We start from the raw sequence: 25052 nt of genomic DNA on the forward strand, positions 1-25052 counted from the left end.
TAAAGTATTATTTGATGATTTTTGCTTTATTCATAGAAGATATTATCAAACACGGCAAAAACACACTTCGGATAACTTATTAAAATAAAATACCTTACAATAAAAAATGATCCATAATAACAAAAAAACATACTCATTGTTTCATGTGAAACATAAAAAGTCTATTATTTCTCATTTCATCAGGGTCATATTTCAATATCATTGATAATCAAACAGAAATACAATATTATATAAAATCAAGTTCAAATAACAAAGTCTTTATCCCTACATACAAAGCAGATATATAGAAATCTTTCAATTTATAGCTGTTTTTTATAAGATACTCATCACAGAATTATAGATAATCTGTATCAAAATAAAATCGGCACAAATACATGTACCGATTTAACCACTATTAAAAACTAACGAAAAGATTATTTAATCCTTTATTTTTTTATGAATTTATTTCTATAGACTTCTCCTTTACTACTTTTAGAAACGATGATATAATTTCCGGGAACCAAATGGCTTACATCAATGGCTTGTCTGTATTGATGGTCATTTTTCTTCAAAATCAGTTTCCCGGACATATCCATAATGTTAATCTCTTTATATTCTTCTGATTCTTTGCCAATATAAAGGAACTGTGCTGTAGGATTGGGGTATATATTTAATTTATTTTCTTTAGGTTTTACTTCTCCTGTTCCTAATTTTCCACAGAACTCCCAATTACCATATTCTAATTTTACAAAGGCAAAAGGATCTAACATTTGGCATTGATTGGGACAATATTCTGTACAGGCATAGAAACCATATTCTCCAGGTTCAGAAGTGGTATAGCTATCCCCGGTCTGATTAGGAATTACACAAGGATCTCCGGTAAATGGGGCCGTAGTTGTCGGAACACATTTGAACCATGTATGAGGGCCATACACGACAGGAAATACATCATCAAACTTTACAGGAGCTTCATTGCATACATGGGCTATTCCACCATCTACAATCTCATAAGTTCCGGGAACAAAGGTAGACATCATGGCAGGAAGACCATAAACATACCCATCTGCCATTACTGCAGGGCTTTCTTCAATACAATCTCCTTGTGTAACTTTTACTTTGAAATAATACAATTGATCATTCCCATTGATGGTTAACTGCTGTGATGTGGCTCCGGGAATGACCTCCCAAGGATTATTATTAGGACTTTGCCAGGTCCATTCCTGTTTATACCACTGATAAGAAGAATATGTCTGTGTAGTAGAAAGAATTTCATCTTCACTTTCACAAAACAGGATTTTATCTGCAAAGATAGCCCCCAGCCTTGGACTGGTAATAGTAGGGTTACACTGCGCCTTTACAATCAGAAGGTTAAATAATAAAAATGTTAAAAAAATCAGTTTTGTTTTCATATATATTGACATTTAAGTTGATTTCTGTTTTAAAAGTCATCAGCATTAATCAATCAACAATCTGATCCCGAATTTCACATTAAAATGCAGGGGTTTTTCTTTATAAATGGTGTTGGGAGAATTCTCATCTTTAAAATGATAACCAATCCCCGGCTCCGCATAAATTCCTAGTCTATTAACCACTTTCACCTGGAGCCCTACTGCCGTATTCACTGAAAATGACAGCGGTTTATGATCCAGATTTTCCTTCGAAGTCTCCTTTACCTCATCATGTACTACATAACTTGTTGTAATACTCCCTGCTATTGGTTTCTCTACCAGTGCACCTCCTGTAATATACCCTGTAAACCTTCCTTTCTGAATAACATTATAATTAACCTGAACAGGAATTCCGAGATAGTGAACTTTCTGCTCTCCTTTAATATAATTATCATTGCTTCCTGAATGAAGTTCTGAAGCCAGTTTGGTATAATTCAAACCTGTCCCAATTCCCCATCTTTTTCCCAGATTATAATACACCGATAGCCCGAATGTTACCGGAACTTTATGTCTGATCCTGGCTTCTACCGGCTTACTTTGGTTGGCCAATAGTATTTGTGTCAAAGGATCATCTACATACTCGGAAGCGCTCCATACCTGCTCAAAATTCATTGGTTTTCCGCTGACAGAAGCATAACCATGAAACTGCTGCTCTGCAGAATTGGAGGAGGCATTTCCTGTAAGCATACTGAGCATCCATTTCCTCTCAGAACGAGCCTTTATATTCTTCACTTTAGCATTATCTGCATATTTTTCAGACAGCTCATTTTCCACCTTATTTATTTCTTTTTCAGCCTCTTTATTCTCTATTTTATCATTCGCCAGAGGCATTTCCTGCGGTTTATTATCATAAATGGATACTGATTCCTTTGTTACAGGTATTTTGATAATAACCTGATTATTTCCTTGATTTTCAGCGCCTCTTTTCCCTTTCTCTTCAGCCTTTGTGTATTTTATATTTTTGACAGGAGAATCTATTGTATCAAAATCATTTTGTGCTAAAGAAAAATCCGCCTTTGATTTCTCCTCAATCTTTATATTCTCCTGCTGTTGTTCATTTTTCAAAGGCAGCTTTCTATCTGTTCCTTTATGAGGATCTGATAAATTTTGTGTAAGTTTTTTTTGATTTTCTTCCGGCCACATCTTTATCATCATAAAAATCAAAACAGCTGCTGCAGCTACACTTCCGATACGATAAAGCCAGATTATACTTCCAACACCTCCTCTATCGGTCTTCTTTTCTTCATTTTCAGTGTCGGTTGCAGGAATAATTCCTGTCACCAGCTTATTTTCCTCTTCTCCTGAGAACAATTCATCCTTGATGTCATCCCACAATCCTTCCGGAACCTCTTCTTCATGGTTCTCCATTCTGCTTCGCAGGTTATTGAGCCATTCGTTATTCATATTGTGCTTTTTTTGACATTTTAAATTCCTTTACTTTCTGAACCAACAGCCCTTTTGCACGGTGAAACTGTGATGCTGAAGAATTTTCTGCAATTCCCAGCAACAATGCAATTTCTTTATGACTTTTCTTTTCAAACACGTATAGGTTGAAAACAGTTCTATATCCATCTGGAAGAGAATGAATTAACTTCATGATGTCTTCTTTCGGAATTTCCTCAAAATCAGGTTCTTCTTCATTGGGAAGATCAGGAAGCTCCTCTACTTCAACGGAAGATTTAAAGTCTCCTTTCTGCCTGATATGCTTCAGAGATTCATTTACGGTAATACGCGTAATCCATGCTCTAAGAGAACCATCACCTCTATATTCAAATGACTCTATTGAGCGAAACATTTTGATAAAACTGTTCTGAAGGACATCATGCACATCTTCTTTTTCTGTTATATACCGGGAGCACACATAGGACAGATTACCTGAATAAGCTCCAAAAAGCTCCTTCCAGGCGGTTTCCTCCTTCTGCAGAAGGCGGTTTACCAACATCTGTTCTTTACTTTCTCCCATGTACTGCTCCAGTATACGATATTTTGATTAAAATTTTAAAGCTAAAATAGATTGCATCGTATAAATACAATCTATTTATAGTAATAACCGTTAATTAATATTTTACACAGAACGGAAAATTATAATTAATAGCTTCATAAGGGGCAAGTACTGTACCGTCTACGGTAATTTTCTCTGCTGTTAAAGCAAATCGCAGTGAGCCATCCATTCCCACATAAAACCCTTTCTGCTTTGCATTCAATACCACTTCTGCCTTTTTGTTCACACCATCTACAGGAATCAGAATCATCAATGGTTTAGGACTCAAGGATAATTCAATCACATTATTGCCTGCATTTATAGACGCTGTATATTTAATATCATATTTTACCTTTCCTATTGCTTTAATCGCTGCTTCTGCTTTTAACGGATCTTTCACCACTGTTTTCACAATTTCATCCACCGGAAATTCTGAAAACATAATCGTATCTTTTTTTGCTTTAAAATTTTTTATTTTTTCTGACTTGCTATCTCCTTGTATGGTAATAAGTCTTCCTTTATAATTCCCATTTACATCTTCCAGTTTTACGGGTCTTATTTCCGGACCATCAACACTGCATGAATACAAAGAAAATCCTGTTAATACGATCAAAATAGCTGTTAAAAATTGAGTTACTGTAAATTTTTTCATTCCATTATTTTTTTTCATTAAACATTAATTATTTTGAGTACTCATTGATATAAATCTCATTTCCCGGAAATCTTGCATGTTTTTTTCAAAAAATATCAAATTTTTACGTAACTCATTGATTTCATGAATAAAAAAATCAATTCAAATGATTAGTTTTTCAATAAAAAATGATAATTGTTCTGGAATTCATATTGTCGTGTTTAGGTTTTCGATCCACTTATCTCTTAATAGTATATGATCTCTGTAATCAAAAAAGGAAGCTACATTGTGTAACTTCCTTTCCTCTGTTTTCATCTGCATTTTACTCTACACCACCACCTAGGGCACGGTATAGATCTACCCCAGCATTTAATCTTTCCAACGTTACGTTGATCGCTTCCAGATCGTTCTGAAGCTTATTATTCTGAGCTGTAATCACTTCAAGATAGGTTGCCATTCCGCTTTTATACAGCTTCAGCGCATCGCCGATTCCTTTATCTAAAATGGCTGTTCTCTGTTCTAAAAGCTGTAATCTTTCTGAAGTGCCCTGGGATTTCGCCATGGCATCAGAAACTTCTCCAACAGCCGTCATTACTGACTGTTTAAAGTTGATTGCCGCTTTTTCCTGTTCAATTAATGCCGTTTCATAAGCTGTTTTCAGTTGTTTTTTCTGAAAAATTGGTGCTGCCAGGTTCGCCGCAATTGCTTTAGTAATAGAACCCGGAATATCAAACCATGAACTGAATTTATTTGAGTTTACCCCAATCTGCGGGCTCAAACTAATGCTTGGGTACATCGCTGCTTTTGCCAATCCTGTTTTTGAATTCAGGCTTATCACATTAAATTCAGCCATCTTAAGATCCGGTCTGCGGCTTAATAATTGTGCAGGAAGTCCTTCTGAAAGTTTATTTCCCGGGATCATCATTTTCAAATCTCCTGATCTTTCAATCTTCGCTGGATACTCTCCACAAAGAATACTCAAAGCATTCTCCTGAATGGATATATTCTGTTTGGCTAAAGGAATCAAAAGTTCTGCTGTCTTCTTCTGCGCTTCTGATTGCTGTACCGCTAATGAGTTGATCTGTCCTGCCTTAAACTGAAGATCCATCATTTTCAGGGTATTATTACTCAATTCAATATTCTGCTCCGCGATTTTCATCTGCTCATCTAAACTTATCAGATTATAATACGCCTGGGCCACCTGAACAATAATTCTGCTTTTTACAGCATTTAAATTTTCTTTTTGAGCAAAGTATTCCGCTGCCGCCGATTCTTTCTGCATTTTCGCTTTTCCCCAGATATCAACCTCCCATGAAAGTCTCAGATTGGCACTGAAATCATCCATGTGCGTTGTTCCTACAAACTGCTCATTAAGCGATCCGTTAAGCGTATTTTTAGAAGCCCAGCTTCTGTTGGCTCCGGCATTGAGATCCAATGTTGGAAGAAGAGATAACTTCGCTTGCTTATACATCAGATCAAGCTGTTCTATATTTTTCAGCGCAACGTTTACTTCATTATTTCTTGTTAAAGCTTTATCTATTAACCCAATCAGTTTAGGATCTTTGAAGAACGTTTTCCACGGTAGCACTACAGTATCTCCTGTTACCTGCATAGATTCTTTGTAGGATTCCGGCACCTGAAGCTCTGTTCTTGCATAAGGTTTCCCTACAGTGCAGGACACCAGTATCGCTGCCATTGCACCTGAAATAAGGAAATTCTTTATATTAAATATTCTCATTTGTCAATTGATTTTGGATTACGGGATACTTCTTTTTAGATGAAAATTTCTCATCAAGATATTGGAAAAACATATACAGGATAGGAATTACAAATACTCCTAACACCACTCCACTCAGCATTCCTATGGCCGCACTCACACTGATAGATTTATTTCCTGAAGCCATTCCTCCTGTAGAGATCATTAATGGAATCATCCCCACAATAAAGGCTAATGATGTCATAATGATCGGGCGTAATCTTGCCTTCGCTCCTTCCAATGCAGAATCCATAATGGAAAGCCCCGTTTTTCTCCTCTGGACAGCGAACTCCACAATAAGAATTGCATTTTTAGCCAGCAATCCGATAAGCATAATCAATCCTACCTGTACATAGATATTATTATCCAATCCAATAGCTTTGATTCCCAGGAATGCTCCTACAATTCCCGTTGGGATGGAAAGCATTACTGCCAATGGAAGGATGTAACTTTCATATTGTGCTGCAAGAAGCAGATATACGAACAGTAAACATAATCCGAGGATTACAGCCGTCTGGTTTCCTGCTGATTTTTCTTCTAAACTTAATCCGGTCCATTCATAACTATAATCAGAAGGAAGTTTATTCAAGGTTGGTTCAATTTTATCCATCAAAGCTCCGTTACTGATCCCTGGTTTTGGTACCACATTAATGTTCAATGAATTATATAGGTTATAACGTTGAACGGATTCCGGACCATAGACTTTTTTCAAGGTGATTAAGGTATTGGCAGGAACCATTTCTCCTTTATTATTTTTCACGAAAATATCATTAAACGCCTGTTCATCCATTCTAAAAACACCATCAGCCTTGATATTTACTCTGTAAAATTTTCCAAATCTTGAGAAGTTCTGAGACTGATCTCCTGAGAAATACGTCTGAATAGATCCTAATAAATTAGCGATACTTACTCCTAACTGTTTGGCTTTATCTTCGTTTACTTCAAGTTCAAGCTGTGGATAATCTGCTCTGAACATCGTGTAGGCATAAGCTACTTCCGGTACCTGCATCAATTGTCCGATCACATCATCTGCTTTTGCCTTAAGAACCTGTGGATCTCTACCCATACGGTCCTGAAGAACGATCTCTGCATCATTCGTTACTCCATATCCTTCAACCGGAGGCATTCTGAAGCTCATTACACTTCCTTCTTTGATAACAGACAGCTTATCATTAACGATATTCATGATTTCATCAATATCCTGAACGGCTCCCCTTTCTTTCTTAGGTTTTAATTTCACAAACCCCATGGCATAAGCTGGTCCGGCACTGTTACTTAACAAGTTAAATCCTGTAATAGAAGTATTCTCCTGAACAGCATCTACCGTTTTTAAAATGGCATTGATCTTATTGGAAACTTCTGTAGTTTTTGTCAATCCGGTTCCCGGAGGCATGCTCAATGAATAAATAAAGAATCCGTCATCTTCCATTGGAACAAAACTCTTGGTAGTACTTGTCATCAACCATGCCGAAAGTCCTATAATTCCGGCTACTAATCCTGCTGCAATCCATTTACGACCAATTAAAAATCTTACACCTTTTGCATAACGTTCTGTCATATTATTGAAGCCTGCATTAAAAGCAACGGCGAATCTTTGTCCGAAGCCTTTTTTCTTTCCGCCTTCTTCTGCATGGTGGTTTTTCAAAAATACCGCACATAAAGCTGGTGTTAAAGTAAGAGCGTTTACCGCCGAGATAATAATCGCAATCGCTAAAGTATAGGCAAACTGCTTATAGAATAACCCGGCAGAACCTGACATAAACCCAATGGGAATAAACACCGCAGACATCACCAATGTAATGGAAATAACAGCCCCTGTAATTTCACCCATCGCTTTGTGTGTAGCATCTCTTCCTGAAAGGTCTGTCCCTTCCATATTACTGTGAACCGCCTCTACAACGACAATTGCATCATCTACGACAATACCGATCGCCAGTACAAGAGCAAACAATGTCAATACGTTAATTGTAAACCCTAATACCAAGAGGAAGAAAAAAGTACCGATAATGGCTACCGGAACCGCAATCGCCGGAATAATGGTAGACCTGAAATCCTGTAAAAAAATAAACACAACAATAAATACAAGGATAAATGCTTCTATCAAGGTAGATTTTACCTGTCCTGTTGCTTCATCCAATCTTTCCTTGGTACTCATTACCTTGGTATATTTAATACCTGGAGGGAAGGATTTTGAAAGCTGGTCAATCGCTTTATTAACTCCTATTTCAATTTCATTGGCATTAGACCCTGTGGTCTGCATAATGGCTACGGTAACCGCATTTTTACCATTGGAAAGGTTATCTCCACTGTTATTAATGGAACCAAATTCTACCCTGGCAACATCTTTAAGCCTGATTACATTGGTTCCATCATTTTTAACGACGATATTTTCGTATTGTTCCGGCTTATTCTTCTTTCCTTTGTATCGGATTACATATTCCAATGCAGCATCTGATTCTTCCCCCAATTTACCAGGAGCAGATTCTAAACTGTGATCGGCAATTGCATTCGAAACATCCGTTGGTTCCAATCCATAAGATGCCATTTTCTGAGGGTTCAGCCAGATTCTCATGGAATAATCTTTAATTCCAAAAATCTGTGCCTGTCCTACTCCTTTTACCCTTTTAATTTGTGGGATAAGGTTGATGTTGGCAAAGTTCTGCAGGAAAGTTTCATCATATTGTTTATTATCTTCAGTATAAATATTGAAAATCAATACCATACTATTCTGTTGCTTTGAGGTCGTTAATCCCATTCTTACCACTTCCTGAGGTAATATCGGTGTGGCCTGCTGTACTCTGTTCTGTACATTTACCGCCGCCTGGTCGGCATTTACTCCTTGCTTAAATATTACAGAAATGGTAAATGTTCCGTCATTACTTGCCGTAGACTTCATGTAGCTCATGTCTTCTACCCCGTTGATCTGCTCTTCCAAAGGAGTTACCACAGAACGGATTACCGTTTCACTGTTTCCTCCTGGGTACGAACCTGAAACGGTAATGGTGGGTGGAGAAATGTCCGGGAACCTGGTCACTGCCAGCTGGTTTAACCCGATGATCCCTAAAATGACAATGATAAGGGATATTACCGTCGCCAGTACCGGACGGTCTATTATCTTTTTTAACATTTTCGAATTTTCTAAGAATGATTATAAAATTATTTTGAAGGAGATACTTTCGCCACAACCTGTGCCCCATCTGCAAGGGCATCTATTCTGTTGATGGCGATTTTGTCTCCTGCGTTCACTCCATTTTTCACGAAGTAATCTTGAGAAGTGCTTCCAGATACTTCAATCTGCATCATTTTCACTTTATCTTTACCTTCTAATTTATAGACGAAGAACTTATCCTGAATATCTTTTACAGACGTTTTCGGAAGCTTTACTACACCATCTAATGCATTGTGTATCATCACACGTCCTGTTCCTCCGGATCTTAAAAGTTTATCCGGATTCTGGAACACAGCTTTCATCTGGATACTTCCTGTATTTCTGTCAAAGTTCCCACTGGCATTTTCCAACCTTCCTTTAAAACCATAGGTAGAACCGTCTGCTAAAATAAGCTCTACATTCTCTGTGTTTTCACCTGAAGCAGCAGCTCTGCTATGAGCAATAAAGTCTGCCTCATTCATTGAGAAATAGACATTTACACTGCTTATATTAGAAAGTGTTGTTAATGGTGATGCATCAGACGGGCTGATGAGGTTTCCTACCCTGTTTGGGATTCTTCCTATATAACCGCTCACCGGTGCCTTAATGTATGCGAAATTAGCATTGATCTTTGAAGAACCTAAAGAAGATTGTGCCTGAGCCACTTGTGCTGATGCTGCCTTTAAACTTGCCTGTGCTGTTTTCAGCTGCATATCAGAAACTACTTTTCCTTCTACAAGAGGTTTCAGCTTTTCAACTTCCAGTTTTGCCGATTCCTGAGCTGCTAAAGCGGATTTCAAAGCGGCTGCATTGGTATTTACCTGTTCATTGTATACCGATGGATTAATTCTAAACAATGTTTGCCCTTTGCTCACATATTGTCCTTCTTTTATGTATACAGCTTCCAGGTATCCTGTTACCTGAGCTTTTATTTCTACATTGTCCTGCCCTTCTATACTTCCGGGATACCCCGTTGCAACATCTTCATTTCCTGACTTCACCTGGATAAAGTCAGTAGGAAGTGCCTGTACCTGCTGCGCATTTTCCTGCGCGTTTCCCGAACCGCAGGAGTACAATATTGCTGCAGTTATAAGTGAAAGTGCCAGATATCCTTTTCTGTAGTTCATAACATTTGTTTTTAAATTTTACAACAGCAAAATAAGTTCATATAATAAGGATGTGCATGTAAAAATCCGGTGAAACGTAGTTAATCGCAGGTGAAACGTATGATACCAAAAATGAAAGGAAAAGTGGTTATTTCTACCATTCAGATCGATAAAAAAGGGCTTTATCACTTTAGTATTTCAAAAATACGGTTGAGGTTTCAATTTATACGTTTCACTTTTAAAACTCATCGTTCAGGTTATTTTCCCTTCTAATTTCGCAGTATCAAAACATCAAAAAATAAGTCAATAATTTAAATTTTTATCAAATGAAAAAGTTTTTAGCAATCACAGCGATCGTATTAGGATTAGGAGTACAGGCTCAAACTACAACACCGAAAAAGGAATCAGGGATAGAATTAATTCCAAAGGCCGGAATCAATATTGCCAATCAATCTATTAAAAATGTAAATGGTGAGAAATCAAAAACATCTTTTCAGGCCGGCTTAGGGGTAAATATTCAAACAGGAATAAAAAACTTTTCTGTACAGCCTGAAGTTAACTTTATCAGCAAGGGAACAAAGTTTAAAAACAGCTTTGGAAGTGAAACGTACAACTTTAATTATTTAGAAATTCCGGTGTTAGCCAAATACAGCTTTGGTCCGGTGTATGTAAATGCAGGACCTTCTATAGGCTTCCTGATGGGAAAGAATGATAAGGTAAAAGCAGCATATGGTAAAACCAAATCCATAGATTTTGGATTACAGATGGGAGCTGGTGTAGCCATTCCTGCAGGACCCGGAAAAGTAATTGTAGATGGCAGATATAATTTAGGATTAAATAATATCTCCGATGAGAAAGGAGTAGATGTAAAAAACAGAGGTTTTGCGATCTCTCTAGGATATGCTATTCCATTGTAATCTTTAATTCATAGCTTTTTCTTCATATGATCCCTTCATGAGCAATTCCTGGGGGGATTTTTATTTATAAGATTGGAAGCTGGAAGTTACTATTGTGCAGACAAAATCTAATAGCTACAGAAAGGTTTGAGGCTCTCTGAAAAGCGTTAATTAAATTGATTTTCTTTTGTTTTTCAGTCTTCAATAACCTCCAGCATCCTACCATTAATAATCCATCCAGGATTTAAAAATTGATGCCTTTTCCCGGCTTACGATCACTTCCATCTCAGGTTGTTTTCTCAGCTCCAGTTTCAGTTTTCCATTGAAATGATTGAAAATCTGCTTTACAGAATCAATATGAATGATAAACTGTCTGTTGGCCCGAAAGAAGAACTTCGGATCCAATTGTTTTTCAAGCTCCTCCAGTGTTTGAGGAATATTTTCTACTACACCAGTGTTCAGCATGGCCTTACTGATTCCCAATTCTGTATAAAAGTATAAAATGTCTTCTGCCAATACTGTTTTATATCCATCACGATGAACGATAAGGAATCGTTTTCTATAGTCTTTGGGCTGGATATAATTGAGAAGCCCCTCAATGGCTGATCCTACAACAGGAACTGCTTCCATAAAGGTCTCATAGCGCTTCAATGCGGCATCCAGTTCTTCCTCTTCTATGGGTTTCAGAAGGTAATCTATGCTATTGTATTTAAAAGCCTGTACGGCATATTCATCATACGCTGTTGTAAAGATTACGGCGCTTTTGACTTCATGTTTATTAAAAATTTCAAAGCTTAAACCATCTGCCAGGCGAATATCCATCATAATGACATCCGGAACAACATTGTTTTCCAGCCAATTAACAGTAGAGGTTATGGAATCTTCTACGGAAAGAATTTCAATATGGGGTCTTAACTTTAGCAACAGCCTTTTTAACCGGTCTGCATTGGGTCTTTCATCCTCAACTATTAAAATTTTATTAATCTTCATATCAACGGGAGTTTTACAATAAATTTATCTTCAGTTTTTTCTATAATCGGTTTTGTATAGCCCAGAATCTCATACCTTGCAATGATATTGGTAAGCCCTACTCCTGAAGAATCCGGCTTATTGAGTAATGGCAAAAAGGTATTAGCAACTACCAGCTCTTTTTCTGAGTTTGTATACACATGAATTTCCAGTGGGTTCGCCTTTGAGGTCTGATTATGCTTAATAGCATTTTCAACCAACAGCTGCAGGGATAATGGAAGCGTATACATAGATCTGTATTCTTCTTGGATGTCAATTTTAAATAATACTCCCTCGCCAATTCTTTTTTCAATCAGGAAAATATAGGAATCTAAAAATTTCAGTTCTTCTTCTACGGCTATGATATCTTTTTTAGAGTTCACCAACAAATACCGGTATACACGGGCAAATTTTTCTGAATATTCATACCCTAACTGTTGATCTTCCAGAATTAGTTCGGAAAGAACACTCAGGTTGTTAAAGATAAAATGGGGATCTATTTGTAATTTAAGAGCCTGAAGTTCAGCGGCCATAGCTGCCTGTTTATGCTTGGAGGCTCTAAGTTTATGCTGAGCTGCTTCTACAGCAGTCCTTTTCCAATTTTGAAGCAGATAATCCACTGTATTAAAACCACTTATAATCAACGAAATCACAATATTCGTAGCAACCCATTGTCCTAATAGTGTATATTCTTTTCGGGAATCCATTTCCGGTAAATTATCAGAGGTACAGTCTACAATGGCATTAATAATCATTACAATCAAAACACTTCCTACAATCTGAAGAAATCCCTGGATGAGTAATCGCTTAACCGTTCTATCTTTCCACGGAAGCAGCTTATTGAGAGTAGAATCTATAAAAATACTAACCTCTGAAATGATGATTGAAAAAAAGAATACCCACAAAGCATCTTCAATAAACATTTTCAATGGAGTTTCCCAATACCTTTGCCAAACAGGATCAAAAGGATCAATAAGATAGGAAAATCCGCAGAAAGCAATTACTGCTACGGCCCAAATTACCAGCCTCCTTTTCATAGCGGAAAGGATCTTTTTACTTCGTACTAAATTTTTTCTAATCGTAGAAACCCTATTCATATCCGGGACTTTGTGAATGTAAATATAAAAATAGATTTTAGAAGCCCATGCCCTATTTTTAACGAGACCGCCAAAACCGTCCCTGAAACGTAAAATAAACAAGTTCAAATGAAACCTGACGTTTCATCACCTGAAAAATACATTTCATCATCATTTTATGCAACATCACCATATTTTTAATAAAAGGCCACGGGCTTCTACCCTAGTTTTGCAGTATTAAAATCGGTACAATGAAAACAATAATTGTCTGCACAGATTTTTCCCAGGAAGCTGAAAATGCAATTCATTATGCAGCTTCTATGGCTAAAGAAAACCAATATCATATTATACTGTTCAATTTACAGAGCATTTCTATCCATGCCCTGAATGCTCAGATTTCTGCTGATTTTTTCTATGAACAGACCCTTAAAAACCAACAAAAGCTTACTGATAAATCCATGGAGATAAATCGTTTATATGCTGTAAAAACAGAGTATTATCTAGCTTCAGGAAATTTCATTGATGAGCTGAATAACTGTATACAAGCCACAAATGGGGATTTTGTTGTGATGGGGATGGGAGAAAAAACGCTTGAACAAAGGCTTTTAGGGAACAATGTGATCAAGGCTATTCACAGGATCAAAAAACCGATATTAATTATTCCGGGACATATAGAATATACAGGAATCCAAAAGGTTCTCTTTGCCTATGATACTCATAAATCCATTACCTGGTCTGCTATGAATGACATTTATTCTTTCATTAATGAGTTCAATGCAGAAATTGAAGTATTTAATGTAGGTGAGGGTGTAGAGGATTTTACGGAAGTCATTCATGATATCGATCTGAATTCCGGTTATGATCTTGATGATATTAAATACAGCTTTAAGATGATAAAATCTATTGAAATCATCAAAGCGATTGAGGAGGAAGTAAAATTAGCCAATGCAGATCTCCTGACAATGGTTCCTTACCGGTATAATCTTGTAGAATCTCTTTTCCATCGAAGCAAAACAGCCATCATGGCCTATAAAAATAAAGTTCCATTACTATCAATCCCCCTAAACATAGATTAAGACTCAATCAATAAAAATCATATTTGAATTATCCTTTTTTGCCTTTTTAAGGTTAAATTTTACACTTAATCTTGTTTAATAAGACCGGAGTTTTCTTCGGTCTTATTTTGATTTCTACTCCATAATCTCTGCAAATCAAATAGCATTAGGATTAAAACGATCACTTTTATTTTAATATAAATTGTAATTTTATTGTAAAACAAAGTATTATGAAGTCTAATTCTTTTTATTATAGATTCCTCACTATCTGTATGCTGTTAATCGGAAGTATTCCTTTGACTGCACAAAAGACCAGTAAACAATGCCTGCAAAAGTTGAAACTGACTTCTGATAAAATTATATTAACCTCCGACCATTATGAACAACCTATTCAAACTGAAATTATCATCGATCCGGCTAATTCCAGTATCAGAACCATTATTCAAATGCCTAATAAACAAGACAAAAAGGTCACCAATTATAAGATTAAGGAGATTAAATGTGAGATGAATGAAGAATTAACGTCTGGAAATATAATATATATGATAAAAAGTAATAATCCTGATGGAAGTTTTTCAAATGGCGGATTTAAACTGAAAGCCAACCCGCAAGGACTAACTTTCTCCAATACCACTGATCCGCCAGAAAATACAGCAATTATTCCCGTCTCAAAATATGAGATCATAAAATAATCCTAATAATAAAAATCTTCTACGCTATCAACGTAGAAGATCATCCTTAATATAATAATATAAAATTATCAGGAAATCAAAGTCATTAATGCCTGATAATAATTTTCTTGCAATTCACTGCTGCCATTAAGGAACAAATAAGGCTCAATAAGCTCCAGTTCCATTAAGTGAAATGAATTATTGATTAATACACCATCTACCCTCGCATACAATGTTGATTGGGGTAAAGTTTTTAAATACGTCCCAGCCTGTTCTATATGCACCGGATCCGGGGTTGGATAACTGATACTTCCGCCATGATAATGCTGCACTCTGAAATCACCTTGTTTAGGCGTTTTTAATGAACAATGGCTATATTTTCCGTTGAAAAACAGGAATGACCATTCTCCATTTTTAATTTCCTCTACAAAAGGCTGTACCATATAATCCTGTTCTTTCAGAAACTCATTAATTTCTTTAGATCGTTTATCAAAATTATCTCGGTTTATGGTTACCGTATTTTGAGCTCCAGCACTCACACAAGGCTTTACAACCAATTGATCAGCTCCAAAAACTTCAAAAAAATGTTTACCAAAAGAAGATCCTTTTTCCACATATTCTGAGGCAATGACCGGAAGTTGCTTGTCCGCAATATCTTTCAGGTAATGTTTATCTGAATTCCATTTGATGATTTCCACTGGATTTAACACTTTAATTCCTAATCTTTCAAGATGATCCAGCCAGTTCAGAAATTCATGCAAATGATTATGATAATCCCACGGAGACTTGATAATAGCCACATCAAACTGACTCCAGTCCACATTTTCATCATTCCAAATGGTGGGAACAATATCCACACCTTTGTTGTTCAGAAAATTAATCAGTTCCGTATCTTCATCATTGGCTACTCCCACCGAAAAACGGTCTTCTTTTTTAAAGCCTACTAGTGTAATTTTCATGCGTCTGTTATTATACGTTTTTCTTGGTGTAAAGTTGCAAAGAACTTATGAATGAACACAGACACAGATTTTTATATTTGGAAGGGTACAATTGAAAATCTATTTAGTAATCCTTTTTCTTCTTTTTTGAATTTTGAGGTTCATTTTCTAATTCCATTTGATTATTCTCCATATTTTTTTTCAATAAAGGTTATCTTTCAAAACATACTCTAATTCTCAATATTTTAATACATTTGTTATAAAACATACTTCAAATGAATTTCGAGCAGATAAATCTACACCTTGAAGCCTATAAAGAACATAATCAGATTCTGGATGCGGCAAAATATCTGATCCATTCTTTTGATCTGGAACATGACAATTTTGCAGGGTTTGGTTTCAGGGAAGAGCTTTCCCCTACTTCGATGCTTCTTACTGCAGAAGGAGAATTGGGAGGACCTCAAACTGTGATGATTCCTAGAAATTTATTTGATTTTGATCTGAATCTTGTCCTCAATATGGTAGCCCACGAAATGCTTCATGTAAGACAAAAGGCTCCGGGGCAGGTAATTGAAGATAAAAATGAAAGAGAGTTTCAGGCTTACTATGAAATGCTTTTTCACAAGGTTTTCCCACAAGTTCCTGAGGTTTCGGCTTTTCATAAAAAATTCTTTGGCGGAAAAGCCCTGGAATATTATAAAAGAATGGGCGAAGGTTCGGAATTACAACAGAAATATGCAGAACAGAAAATAGAAGTAGAACATTTAATTAATACATTACCATGAACGTAAAACCAGACATAACCTGGGCAGATTTTGAAAAAATAGACATCAGATGCGGAACCATTCTTTCAGTAAATGATTTTGAAAAAGCCAGAAATCCTTCTTATCAATTGGAGATTGATTTTGGTGACTTAGGAATCAGGAAATCATCTGCACAAATCACTTCTCTTTATCAGAAAGAAGAATTGGTAGGAAAACAGATTCTGGCAGTGGTTAACTTTCCTAAAAAACAGATTGCCAACTTCTTCAGCGAATGTTTAGTTCTCGGATTATATGGAGAAGATAAAAATGATGTCACTCTTTTAGCCCCTTCATTACCTACTAAAAACGGAATGCAGGTAGGATAGCAAATAAAAAACACACAATGATACAAAACATACCATTAGAAAAGGTCTTATTCCTTGATATTGAAACCGTTCCACAGGCCGGATCATGGGACGATTTATCTGAAACAGATCAGCATCTTTGGGATAAGAAAACCAGATTCCAGAGAAAAGAAGATGTTTCGGCAGCTGAATTTTATGACAGGGCCGGAATTATGGCAGAATTCGGTAAGATCATCTGCATCACGATCGGAATGGTGGAGAAGAACGAAACTTTAAAGATCAAAAGCTTCTCAGGGCATGATGAAAAAAAGATGCTCCAGGAATTTGGAGAAATTTTCAACAGTCCAAGGCTTTATAATGTCATTCTTTGCGCCCACAACGGAAAAGAATTTGATTTTCCATGGATTGCACGAAGGTATCTCATCAACGGAATGCAGCCGCCTGCTCCTTTTCAGATGTTTGGGAAAAAGCCGTGGGAAATTCCTCATATAGATACGATGGAACTATGGAAATTCGGGGATTATAAAAGTTTTGTATCACTGGAATTATTGGCTCATGTCTTTGGCATTCCCACTCCCAAGGATGATATCGATGGCTCAATGGTTTCATCAATTTACTACATAGAAAAAGACTTGCAGCGAATTGTTGATTATTGTGAAAAAGATGTCTTAACTTTGGCAAATATTTTCCGACGCCTGCGTCAGGAAGATTTGTTGAAAAGGAATATCAATTTAGATTAAAAAATGAAATTTACAGACGATCAAATTGCAGACATTGGTGAAGAAATCATCAGCGTGCTAAAAACCGTATATGATCCCGAAATTCCGGTAGATATTTACGAATTAGGGCTTATTTATGATGTACAGATCTCCGATGATGCTGACGTAAAAATAATAATGACCCTTACCACTCCAAACTGTCCGGTGGCAGAAACACTTCCTCAGGAAGTAAAAGATAAAGTAGCAGAAGTAGAACATGTAAAAAGTGTTGACTTAGAACTTACTTTTGAACCGAGCTGGAATAAGGATATGATGAGCGAAGAAGCAAAATTTGAATTGGGAATGCTATAAACCTTAAGCATTTTCTACTCAGATAAAATTAATATTACTAACTATTTATTCAGTAATTATGGCAAAAAAGATAGGAGCAATACTCCTCGCTTTCTTAGGTATATATATGCTTTATCTGGGATCTAAAATGCAGGCTCAGCCTCCTTTTATAACCGGCATAGGGTTTATCATTATCTCACTGCTGCAATTGGGTAAAAAGTAATATGAAAATATAAAAGGATGTCATGATATGACATCCTTTTTTGTATTGTTAAACCTCAAATTCAGGGTTGCTCTTACACTTCTTTTGCGATTGTTTTTCCTTCTCTCCTGCTCCATTCACTCCATGAACCTACATAAAGATTAGGGATTTTTAACCCCGCATAAGCTAATGCTAAAATAGTATGACATGCCGTAACTCCTGAACCACAGTGAACAATCAGGTTCCCAGGTCTATTTTCCAGTAATCGGCTATATTTTTCCTTAAGAACTTCAGGGCTCAGGAAGAATCCATTTTCATCCAGATTTTCAGAAAAAGGAATATTGATTGCCCCCGGAATATGTCCTGCAACCAGGTCAATAGGCTCAGATTCTCCTCTGTACCGATAAGCATCTCTTACATCAACAACGGTGGAAACATTGCTTTTCAATTCATTTTCAACGTCTTCCAAACTTGAAATAGGAAGAGTCCAATTTTCTTTTTTTATTGTTGGAGCTTTTTCAAAAGTCTCTTCTCCTGATGAAAGTTCCATAGCATTATTTTCAGCAGCCTGGATTCCGCCATCCAAAACCTGTACGTTTTCAAAACCAAAGGATCTGAGCATCCACCATGCTCTGGCAGCAGCATTTGAACCGTTTTTATCATCATATACAACAACATGAGAATTTTCAGCTATTCCAAGGTCGGATAATGTTTCTGCAAATTTTTCTGGTGTTGGAAGCGGATGTCTTCCTCCAAAAGCAGCATCTGGTCCTATTTCAGCCAGATCTTTATCCAAATCAATGAACCTTGCTCCTTTGATATGCTTTTCAAGATAGTTTTGTTGTACATCTTTCCCTACTCTTGCATCAAGAATGATGAGGTTTTCCGTTGGAAGTTTTTTTAAATCAGAGGGTGAAACTATTGGAGACATTGTGTTGATTTTAGGTTATTGTAATAAAGTTTGGGCCAAAGCCAATGGATTAATGAATATAGTAAAGCGGACTAAAGTCCGCTCCTATTTATATTTTGATTTCAAGCAGATCCTCATTTTCCAGTGTCTTATCTGCGTAATTTGCTATATCTGCCAGAGATTCTAAGTCATTTTAAAAATGAAAAATATCCTTAGCCTTATTATAAGAGCTTTCAAAGTTTAAAAGATTCAGCTTGTGATCTGCTTTTTCAACACTCATAAAATTAATCACCTGTTCTGTAGGCATATTTCCTACCAGATCATCTTTTGCCATAGGACATCCGCCAATTCCTTTGATGGCACTGTCAAATCTTCTGCAACCTTGATCATAAGCTGCCTTGAGTTTTGAATATGACTCTTCATAACGGTTATGGAAATGCCCACCGAAATTAATTCCAGGGTATTTTGCTGGAATTTTTTCAAATAGAAGAGCAATGGTTTCAGGTGTTGCGACTCCTGTGGTATCAGAAAGCAGAATATCTTTAACGCCGATATCCGAGAATCTTTGTGCCCACTGGTCTACATCTTCCCACTTCCACATTTCTCCATAAGGATTTCCAAAGGCCATAGAGAAATAAATATTCAGCTGCTTTCCTTCAGTTTTTACCAACTCAAGCATCTTAATGATCTCATCAAAAGCTTCTTCCTGACTTTTATTGGTATTTCTATGCTGAAATGTTTCAGAAATAGAGAAAGGAAACCCCAAGATATCTACAGACTCATGCTTTAAAGCTTTTTCAGCCCCTCTATAGTTTCCGATAATAGCAGAAACTTTGGTCTTGGAGTGGGATTTATCAATATTTTCAGCCACCTCATCAGAGTCAGCCATTTGGGGAATTGCTTTGGGAGAAACAAAGCTCAGACAATCCAATACATCAAAACCAACATCCATTAAGGAGTTGATATAATCTATCTTTTTATCAGTAGGGATAAACTCTCCCCATCCCTGCATTGCATCTCTAGGACATTCGGTAAGAAACATTTTTACTTTTTGATTTTCTCAAATATAATAAAACTAAACTACTTAGTATACTGTACATACAAATCTAACATTATTTTGATTTTCAAAGTTTTATATCTGATTTATAATTTCGATAACTGATATTAACTCGCAAATAATGTATTCTGAGCATCAAATTTGCTAACTTTGTTAAAATTTATGATAAATCTGATGAGTACAATAGAATTCAATCCATTATGGAAAGAGAAATTACTGAACCGTTTTCTTAGCTATGTAAAAATATATTCAACAAGTGATGCTGAAAGTGAATCAACACCTTCTACTGAGCGCCAGTGGGATATTGCCAATTACATTACAGAAGAGCTGAAAACAATCGGTTTGGAAGATGTTTCAATTGACGAACACGGTTATATTATGGGCTATGTTCCTTCTAACCTTGAAAATGATGACAGGCCTACGATTGGGTTCATTTCACACTACGATACATCTCCTGATTTCAACGGAGAAAATGTAAAACCTCAGGTTTGGAAAAACTATGATGGAAATGATCTTTTACTGAACCAGACCACAGGATTTACTTTATCACCTTCAAGATTTGAAAGTTTAAAAAAATATATTGGCCAGACGTTAATTACTACAGATGGAAATACCCTTCTTGGAGCTGATGATAAAGCAGGTTGTGCAGAAATTGTAACTGCGGCGGAATATCTTATCGCTCACCCTGAAATTAAGCACGGAAGAATTGCTGTAGGATTTACTCCTGATGAAGAAATCGGAAGAGGTGCCCACAAATTTGATGTGGCTAAATTCGGGGCTGAATGGGCCTATACAATGGATGGTGGAGAAGTTGGAGAACTTGAATACGAAAACTTTAACGCTGCCGGAGCCGTAGTGAAAATCCACGGATTAAGTGTACACCCTGGTTATGCTTATGGTAAAATGATTAATGCGGCTTTGTTAGCTGCAGAGTTCGCTCAAACATTACCTGCTAATGAAACCCCAGCAACCACTAAAGGATTTGAAGGATTCTATCACTTAATGGACATTACAGCTGATATTTCTGAAGCGAAACTTCAATACATCATCCGTGACCACGATGCTGATAAATTTGAAGCAAGAAAGAAATTCATGGAAGAAAAAGTGGCTGAATTCAACCAAAAACATGGTGAAGGAACCGCTGAAGTGGAGATCAAGGAGCAATACAGAAACATGAAACAGCAGTTTGAAGGCAAAATGCACATCGTAGATCTTGCTGCCAAAGCAATGACTGAAGCTGGTATTGAGCCTAAAATCAAAGCCATCAGAGGTGGTACAGACGGTGCTCAGCTTTCCTATATGGGACTTCCTTGTCCGAATATCTTTGCTGGAGGAATCAACTTTCACGGACCGTATGAATATGTTGCCTTGGAAAGTATGGAGAAGGCAACAGAAGTGATTATTAATATTGTAAAAGCATAATGAGATGAAAAAACTCTTAGCATTAGCCTTCATATTATCTTTTGCTTTCGGAAGTGCTCAGATATCTGCATTTCAGAAGGCCGATTCTAAGTATGAAAGAAAAAAAACGGCATTGTACAACAAATACCCTAAGCCCAATGATTTGAGAACTAAGCTAGAGTGGCTTCTTACAGAAGACAAAATAACATCTTATAAAAATGCTCTGGATAAGATTTCCGAAAACGATAAGAAAGCAGTGGCCAATGATCCTCCTGTGAAAACTAAATTGACAAAAGAAGCGGAATACGAAGCTGGAAAAACAGTTTTTCAAAAGTCATTGTATGAAACAGTTGATCTTGTTTTCTTAAACTACGCTTCGAATTCTTATAAAGCAACGTTAAGCTTTGTAGTAGATTCTAAAGGAAATGCTTTGGATGCCCAGGCAAAGGGAAATAATGAAGATGTGAATGCATTTATTGAAGCCGCCTTTTATCGTATTAAGGAAAAAGGCAAGTGGAAACCCGCAGAAATTAATGGGAAGCCGGTATCATCTACGGTATCTCTACCACTAGTTTTAACATTTAAAAAATAAATACAATAAACCCGCTTCACAGTGGGTTTATTTTTTACCTCTTACCCACCCCAACTTATATTCCATTCATTTACGGAGAGTTAAAAGCATAACCAATCTCATTTTTCATTATATTTACTGATGACAGATTAACAAAACTATTAATTTTAATATCAGATTACATTATGAAAAACATGAAAAAACTTTTGAGAAAGGATCTTTCAACGATTCTTGGTAATGGAATAGACAACTGCCATATGGGAGGAGATTCCTATAACTGCCAGAGTGACTGCCAATGTGCCTGGGGGAAAGCCTGCGAAATGTATGATGACGGAAGCCCGGGACAATGCATTGCCGTCGGAGGCGGTGGAAATCCTGGTGGTGGAGGTACCGGTGGATGTATTCCACCAAATGACTGCACAGAACAGCCTTATTAAAAATAAATCAAATAAATCTACGGAAGCTACAATGGCTTCCGTTTTTTTATTCATCCAAAACCGAATTCTTATCAAAGCATCTCTACCATTCATCAAATAAAATTTCCACCGTTCTTTAAGATTCTTTGCTTTGTATCAAATTTTTAAAAGCAATCAATTTATGAAGCAACAATTTTTAGCATTCTGCTCACTGTTATTATGTATCACTTGTTCTATGGATACACAGGCCCAGCAGACTCCATCTATTCACATCGGAATAAAGGGAGGTACAAATTTTACAAAAACCTCAACGGAATCTTCTTCCTTGGAAGGGAAATACGGTTTCGGTTATCAGGCAGGTGTAATGGCAAGAGTGGATATTGGAAGCCTGTATGTACAAGGAGAAACCTTGTTCAACAAAAGAAAAACAACTTACGAAGCAAACGATTCCGGTTCTGCCAAGCTAACATGGAACGCCATTGATATTCCTGTAGTAATTGGATACAAACTTATCAAAAATGATGATTTTAATGTAAGAATATTTGCCGGTGGTGTATACAGCTATGCTTTCAATAACAAATTATCCACTTCTGAATCAATACAGGAGAGTTTTAAAAAATTTGACAAGTCAAATATTGGAATTACTGGAGGTGTAGGTGTAGACTATAAAAATTTCACGGTAGACCTGAGATACGAAAACGGGCTTTCCAATATCAGTAAGGAATTTAAATCCAAGCCTCACAGCTTTAGTCTTGGGATCGGTTATTTCCTATTCTAAAAACTTGAATTATCTTTACTTATTAGAAACTGTGCCCTCTACAGTTTCTAATTTTTTATAAACCCATTCTTCCAATCGTCCTATGACAAAACCCATTGTTTTAAAAGAATATATTTTTTCATTTATTTTTTGGCTTGCCCTCGCTGTTGTATTATGGTGTAATATACAGGTTTCGGCAGGAGCTCTGTCTGCCCTTATCCAGTCTATTCTTATTATCATCAGCTCTTTTATTTTGACCCATTTTCTCACCAATAAGCTACTTCCTAAGGCTTTACGGTTAAAAAAAATGAAAAGATTCCTTATTGAGATTTCAATTATAATATTGATTCTGAGTTTAATATACTCTTGTATCTATACCTATGTTGATGTAGCATTTGAAGGCTCTCTTCCTGATAATTTTTCCGGTCACCTTTCTTTTTTATGGCGGGGTTTTTATATGGGTTTACCAGCCTCTTTTTTAATTAATGGCTCCGCATGTGGCATTAAGTTCTATCAGGAGCTCGGAAAAATAGAGCGAGATCATATTCTTCTTCAACAGGCACATTTGGAAAATCAACTTAAGCTTCTTCAGGATCAGATTAATCCACATGTGGTATTCAATATTCTGAACCACATTCATATCCTGATGAAACATGATACAGAGCTTGCAGATTATTTATTAATGAAATTTTCAGATATTCTACGGTATCAGCTGTATCATTGCAATCAAAATCTAGTTTCTCTGGACAAGGAAATTGAATATCTTCAAAATCTCATTGAGGTAGAAAAATTAAGATGGGGAAATGAATTGGATGTAAAATCAACCTTTAAACTGAACAGTAAAAAAGCTCTTATTGCTCCACTATTATTGGTTCCTTTTATTGAAAATGCCTTTAAATATGTCTGCAGGCTGCCTGGGCAAACCGGCTATGTTAAAATTTCTTGCAAAGAGGAAAACAATACTCTTTATTTTTATGTCGAGAATTCATATTCAGAAATGGCAGTTCATAAAAAGAAAGATGGCGGAATTGGGCTCCAAAATGTACAGAAACGTCTGAAATTGCAGTATCCAGATGCTTATGATCTTAAAATTGAGTCCGATAATCTGATTTATAAAGTAAATTTAACCTTAAAACTATCTGAAAATGAGCAATAATATTCCTAAAATGAAATGCCTTATCGTAGATGATGAGCCTCTGGCAAGATTCCACCTTAAGGAGCTGGCAGACAAGATTGATTTTGTGTCTGTAGAAGGAACCTGTGCCACCGCTCTGGAAGCAGATGCCAAAGTAAAAGAAAGTGAAATAGACCTTCTTTTCCTGGATATCAACATGCCCTATCTGAATGGTATTGATTTCCTTGAGCAGCTTGAAAACCCGCCATTATGTATTTTCACAACCGCTTATTCCGAGTACGCATTGGAAGGATTCAGGCTTCAGGTGGTGGATTATCTTTTAAAACCTATTGCCTTTAACCGTTTTTATCAGGCGGTGAATAAGGCTCAGCAACAGTTTATCATTAATGAAAAATTAAGGAAAAACACCCCTCTGGATGATCCTTTTCTTTATGTGAGGCAGTCTGATACCTTTATCAAGGTTTCCTGGGTAGATATATTATATATTGAAAGTATGCAGAACTATACCAAGCTTCATTTTAAGGATAAATCTCTGGTCATTCATCAGACGATGAAAGCCATTGAAGAATCCTTACCTTCTGAACATTTTTTCAGAATTCATAAATCGTTTTTAATCAACATCATCCATATTGATATGATCTCCGGAGGCCGCCTGTTTATCAATAAAACAGAGCTTCCCATTTCCCGTACCCGAAAAGAAGAATTGCTCAATCAGGTGGTGTATAAAAAGCTGATTAGTAAATAAAAGAAGAA

General features: G+C 36.5%; 27 protein-coding genes. 14 read left to right on the plus strand and 13 right to left on the minus strand.

Annotation, left to right across the window (positions count from 1 at the left end; genetic code table 11):
* Positions 1-425 precede the first annotated feature (425 nt).
* The 7 genes from NBX25_RS00985 to NBX25_RS01015 form a co-directional block, all read right to left on the minus strand.
* On the minus strand, positions 426-1388 hold the full coding sequence (locus tag NBX25_RS00985; protein WP_250252397.1) for a T9SS type A sorting domain-containing protein: 963 nt from the start codon (positions 1386-1388) through the stop codon (positions 426-428).
* A gap of 45 nt (positions 1389-1433) precedes the next feature.
* Positions 1434-2831: a porin family protein gene (locus NBX25_RS00990; RefSeq protein ID WP_250252398.1), complete on the minus strand. Its 1398-nt coding sequence runs from the start codon at positions 2829-2831 to the stop codon at positions 1434-1436.
* Positions 2824-3390 carry an RNA polymerase sigma factor gene (locus tag NBX25_RS00995; RefSeq protein ID WP_123858499.1) on the minus strand — a complete coding sequence of 189 codons (567 nt, stop codon included), beginning with the start codon at positions 3388-3390 and terminating at the stop codon, positions 2824-2826. Before NBX25_RS00995 ends, NBX25_RS00990 begins: the two co-directional genes overlap by 8 nt.
* Positions 3391-3484: 94 nt before the next feature.
* Positions 3485-4060 (minus strand): DUF4840 domain-containing protein, encoded by a 576-nt coding sequence (locus tag NBX25_RS01000; protein ID WP_250252401.1) that lies wholly within the window; start codon positions 4058-4060, stop codon positions 3485-3487.
* 301 nt (positions 4061-4361) lie between these two features.
* The gene (locus NBX25_RS01005) at positions 4362-5777 is read right to left on the minus strand and encodes an efflux transporter outer membrane subunit (protein ID WP_250252404.1); all 1416 of its coding nucleotides are present in this window, start codon (positions 5775-5777) and stop codon (positions 4362-4364) included.
* Positions 5764-8922 carry an efflux RND transporter permease subunit gene (locus NBX25_RS01010; RefSeq protein ID WP_250252406.1) on the minus strand — a complete coding sequence of 1053 codons (3159 nt, stop codon included), beginning with the start codon at positions 8920-8922 and terminating at the stop codon, positions 5764-5766. Before NBX25_RS01010 ends, NBX25_RS01005 begins: the two co-directional genes overlap by 14 nt.
* Before the next feature lie 29 nt (positions 8923-8951).
* Positions 8952-10070 (minus strand): efflux RND transporter periplasmic adaptor subunit, encoded by a 1119-nt coding sequence (locus tag NBX25_RS01015; protein WP_123909439.1) that lies wholly within the window; start codon positions 10068-10070, stop codon positions 8952-8954.
* Positions 10071-10375: 305 nt separating this feature from the next.
* Between NBX25_RS01015 and NBX25_RS01020 the strand changes: the two genes are divergently transcribed.
* Complete coding sequence (locus NBX25_RS01020) at positions 10376-10966, plus strand: porin family protein (protein ID WP_250252409.1); 591 nt, start codon at positions 10376-10378, stop codon at positions 10964-10966.
* A gap of 204 nt (positions 10967-11170) precedes the next feature.
* Here the strand turns inward: NBX25_RS01020 and NBX25_RS01025 are convergent, their stop codons facing one another.
* Together NBX25_RS01025 and NBX25_RS01030 are read right to left on the minus strand one after the other, a co-directional pair.
* Positions 11171-11935: a LytR/AlgR family response regulator transcription factor gene (locus tag NBX25_RS01025; RefSeq protein ID WP_123909441.1), complete on the minus strand. Its 765-nt coding sequence runs from the start codon at positions 11933-11935 to the stop codon at positions 11171-11173.
* A complete protein-coding gene (locus NBX25_RS01030; RefSeq protein WP_250252411.1) occupies positions 11932-13050 on the minus strand; it encodes a sensor histidine kinase in 1119 nt (372 codons plus the stop codon). Before NBX25_RS01030 ends, NBX25_RS01025 begins: the two co-directional genes overlap by 4 nt.
* 230 nt (positions 13051-13280) lie before the next feature.
* Between NBX25_RS01030 and NBX25_RS01035 the strand changes: the two genes are divergently transcribed.
* Positions 13281-14105, plus strand: coding sequence for a universal stress protein (locus tag NBX25_RS01035; RefSeq protein WP_250252414.1), 825 nt, complete (start codon positions 13281-13283; stop codon positions 14103-14105).
* Positions 14106-14314: 209 nt separating this feature from the next.
* The gene (locus tag NBX25_RS01040) at positions 14315-14776 is read left to right on the plus strand and encodes a hypothetical protein (protein ID WP_250252417.1); all 462 of its coding nucleotides are present in this window, start codon (positions 14315-14317) and stop codon (positions 14774-14776) included.
* A gap of 68 nt (positions 14777-14844) precedes the next feature.
* On the opposite strand, the gene NBX25_RS01045 is transcribed toward NBX25_RS01040, so the two are convergent.
* Positions 14845-15714 (minus strand): ATP-grasp domain-containing protein, encoded by an 870-nt coding sequence (locus NBX25_RS01045; RefSeq protein WP_250252420.1) that lies wholly within the window; start codon positions 15712-15714, stop codon positions 14845-14847.
* A 254-nt stretch (positions 15715-15968) separates the two neighbouring features.
* Between NBX25_RS01045 and NBX25_RS01050 the strand changes: the two genes are divergently transcribed.
* From NBX25_RS01050 to NBX25_RS01070, 5 genes are read left to right on the plus strand one after another with little or no spacing between them, the layout of a single operon-like run.
* On the plus strand, positions 15969-16478 hold the full coding sequence (locus NBX25_RS01050; protein WP_250252423.1) for a hypothetical protein: 510 nt from the start codon (positions 15969-15971) through the stop codon (positions 16476-16478).
* Positions 16475-16822, plus strand: a complete 348-nt coding sequence (locus NBX25_RS01055) for a tRNA-binding protein (RefSeq protein ID WP_123858488.1) — start codon at positions 16475-16477, stop codon at positions 16820-16822. The genes NBX25_RS01050 and NBX25_RS01055 overlap by 4 nt, the downstream gene beginning before the upstream one ends.
* Before the next feature lie 17 nt (positions 16823-16839).
* On the plus strand, positions 16840-17541 hold the full coding sequence (locus tag NBX25_RS01060; RefSeq protein ID WP_250252426.1) for a 3'-5' exonuclease: 702 nt from the start codon (positions 16840-16842) through the stop codon (positions 17539-17541).
* 3 nt (positions 17542-17544) lie between these two features.
* Positions 17545-17871: an SUF system Fe-S cluster assembly protein gene (locus NBX25_RS01065; protein ID WP_027372057.1), complete on the plus strand. Its 327-nt coding sequence runs from the start codon at positions 17545-17547 to the stop codon at positions 17869-17871.
* A gap of 58 nt (positions 17872-17929) precedes the next feature.
* Positions 17930-18073, plus strand: a complete 144-nt coding sequence (locus NBX25_RS01070; protein WP_164464420.1) for a hypothetical protein — start codon at positions 17930-17932, stop codon at positions 18071-18073.
* 73 nt (positions 18074-18146) lie between these two features.
* On the opposite strand, the gene NBX25_RS01075 is transcribed toward NBX25_RS01070, so the two are convergent.
* Positions 18147-18983, minus strand: a complete 837-nt coding sequence (locus NBX25_RS01075) for a sulfurtransferase (RefSeq protein WP_250252436.1) — start codon at positions 18981-18983, stop codon at positions 18147-18149.
* Positions 18984-19155: 172 nt separating this feature from the next.
* Entirely contained in the window at positions 19156-20004 is an 849-nt protein-coding gene (locus tag NBX25_RS01080) for a hydroxymethylglutaryl-CoA lyase (RefSeq protein WP_123909460.1), read from the minus strand.
* A gap of 189 nt (positions 20005-20193) precedes the next feature.
* On the opposite strand from NBX25_RS01080, the gene pepT reads away from it, so the two are divergent.
* From pepT to NBX25_RS01100, 4 genes are all read left to right on the plus strand, one after another.
* The gene (gene pepT / locus NBX25_RS01085) at positions 20194-21441 is read left to right on the plus strand and encodes a peptidase T (protein ID WP_123858483.1); all 1248 of its coding nucleotides are present in this window, start codon (positions 20194-20196) and stop codon (positions 21439-21441) included.
* Positions 21442-21445: 4 nt separating this feature from the next.
* Positions 21446-22012 (plus strand): energy transducer TonB, encoded by a 567-nt coding sequence (locus tag NBX25_RS01090; RefSeq protein WP_250252438.1) that lies wholly within the window; start codon positions 21446-21448, stop codon positions 22010-22012.
* A gap of 173 nt (positions 22013-22185) precedes the next feature.
* Positions 22186-22428, plus strand: a complete 243-nt coding sequence (locus NBX25_RS01095) for a hypothetical protein (protein WP_123909462.1) — start codon at positions 22186-22188, stop codon at positions 22426-22428.
* A 160-nt stretch (positions 22429-22588) separates the two neighbouring features.
* Positions 22589-23185 carry a porin family protein gene (locus tag NBX25_RS01100; RefSeq protein WP_250252439.1) on the plus strand — a complete coding sequence of 199 codons (597 nt, stop codon included), beginning with the start codon at positions 22589-22591 and terminating at the stop codon, positions 23183-23185.
* Positions 23186-23200: 15 nt separating this feature from the next.
* Here NBX25_RS01100 and NBX25_RS01105 read toward each other — a convergent pair whose 3' ends face one another.
* Complete coding sequence (locus NBX25_RS01105; protein WP_250252441.1) at positions 23201-23404, minus strand: hypothetical protein; 204 nt, start codon at positions 23402-23404, stop codon at positions 23201-23203.
* A 67-nt stretch (positions 23405-23471) separates the two neighbouring features.
* Here NBX25_RS01105 and NBX25_RS01110 point away from each other — a divergent pair, with 67 nt between their 5' ends.
* Together NBX25_RS01110 and NBX25_RS01115 are read left to right on the plus strand one after the other, a co-directional pair.
* Entirely contained in the window at positions 23472-24320 is an 849-nt protein-coding gene (locus NBX25_RS01110; protein WP_250252443.1) for a sensor histidine kinase, read from the plus strand.
* A complete protein-coding gene (locus tag NBX25_RS01115; RefSeq protein ID WP_123909465.1) occupies positions 24310-25044 on the plus strand; it encodes a LytR/AlgR family response regulator transcription factor in 735 nt (244 codons plus the stop codon). The genes NBX25_RS01110 and NBX25_RS01115 overlap by 11 nt, the downstream gene beginning before the upstream one ends.
* Positions 25045-25052 lie beyond the last annotated feature (8 nt).

The sequence above is a fragment of the Chryseobacterium sp. Marseille-Q3244 genome, from assembly GCF_940807095.1.
GTDB lineage: Bacteria > Bacteroidota > Bacteroidia > Flavobacteriales > Weeksellaceae > Chryseobacterium.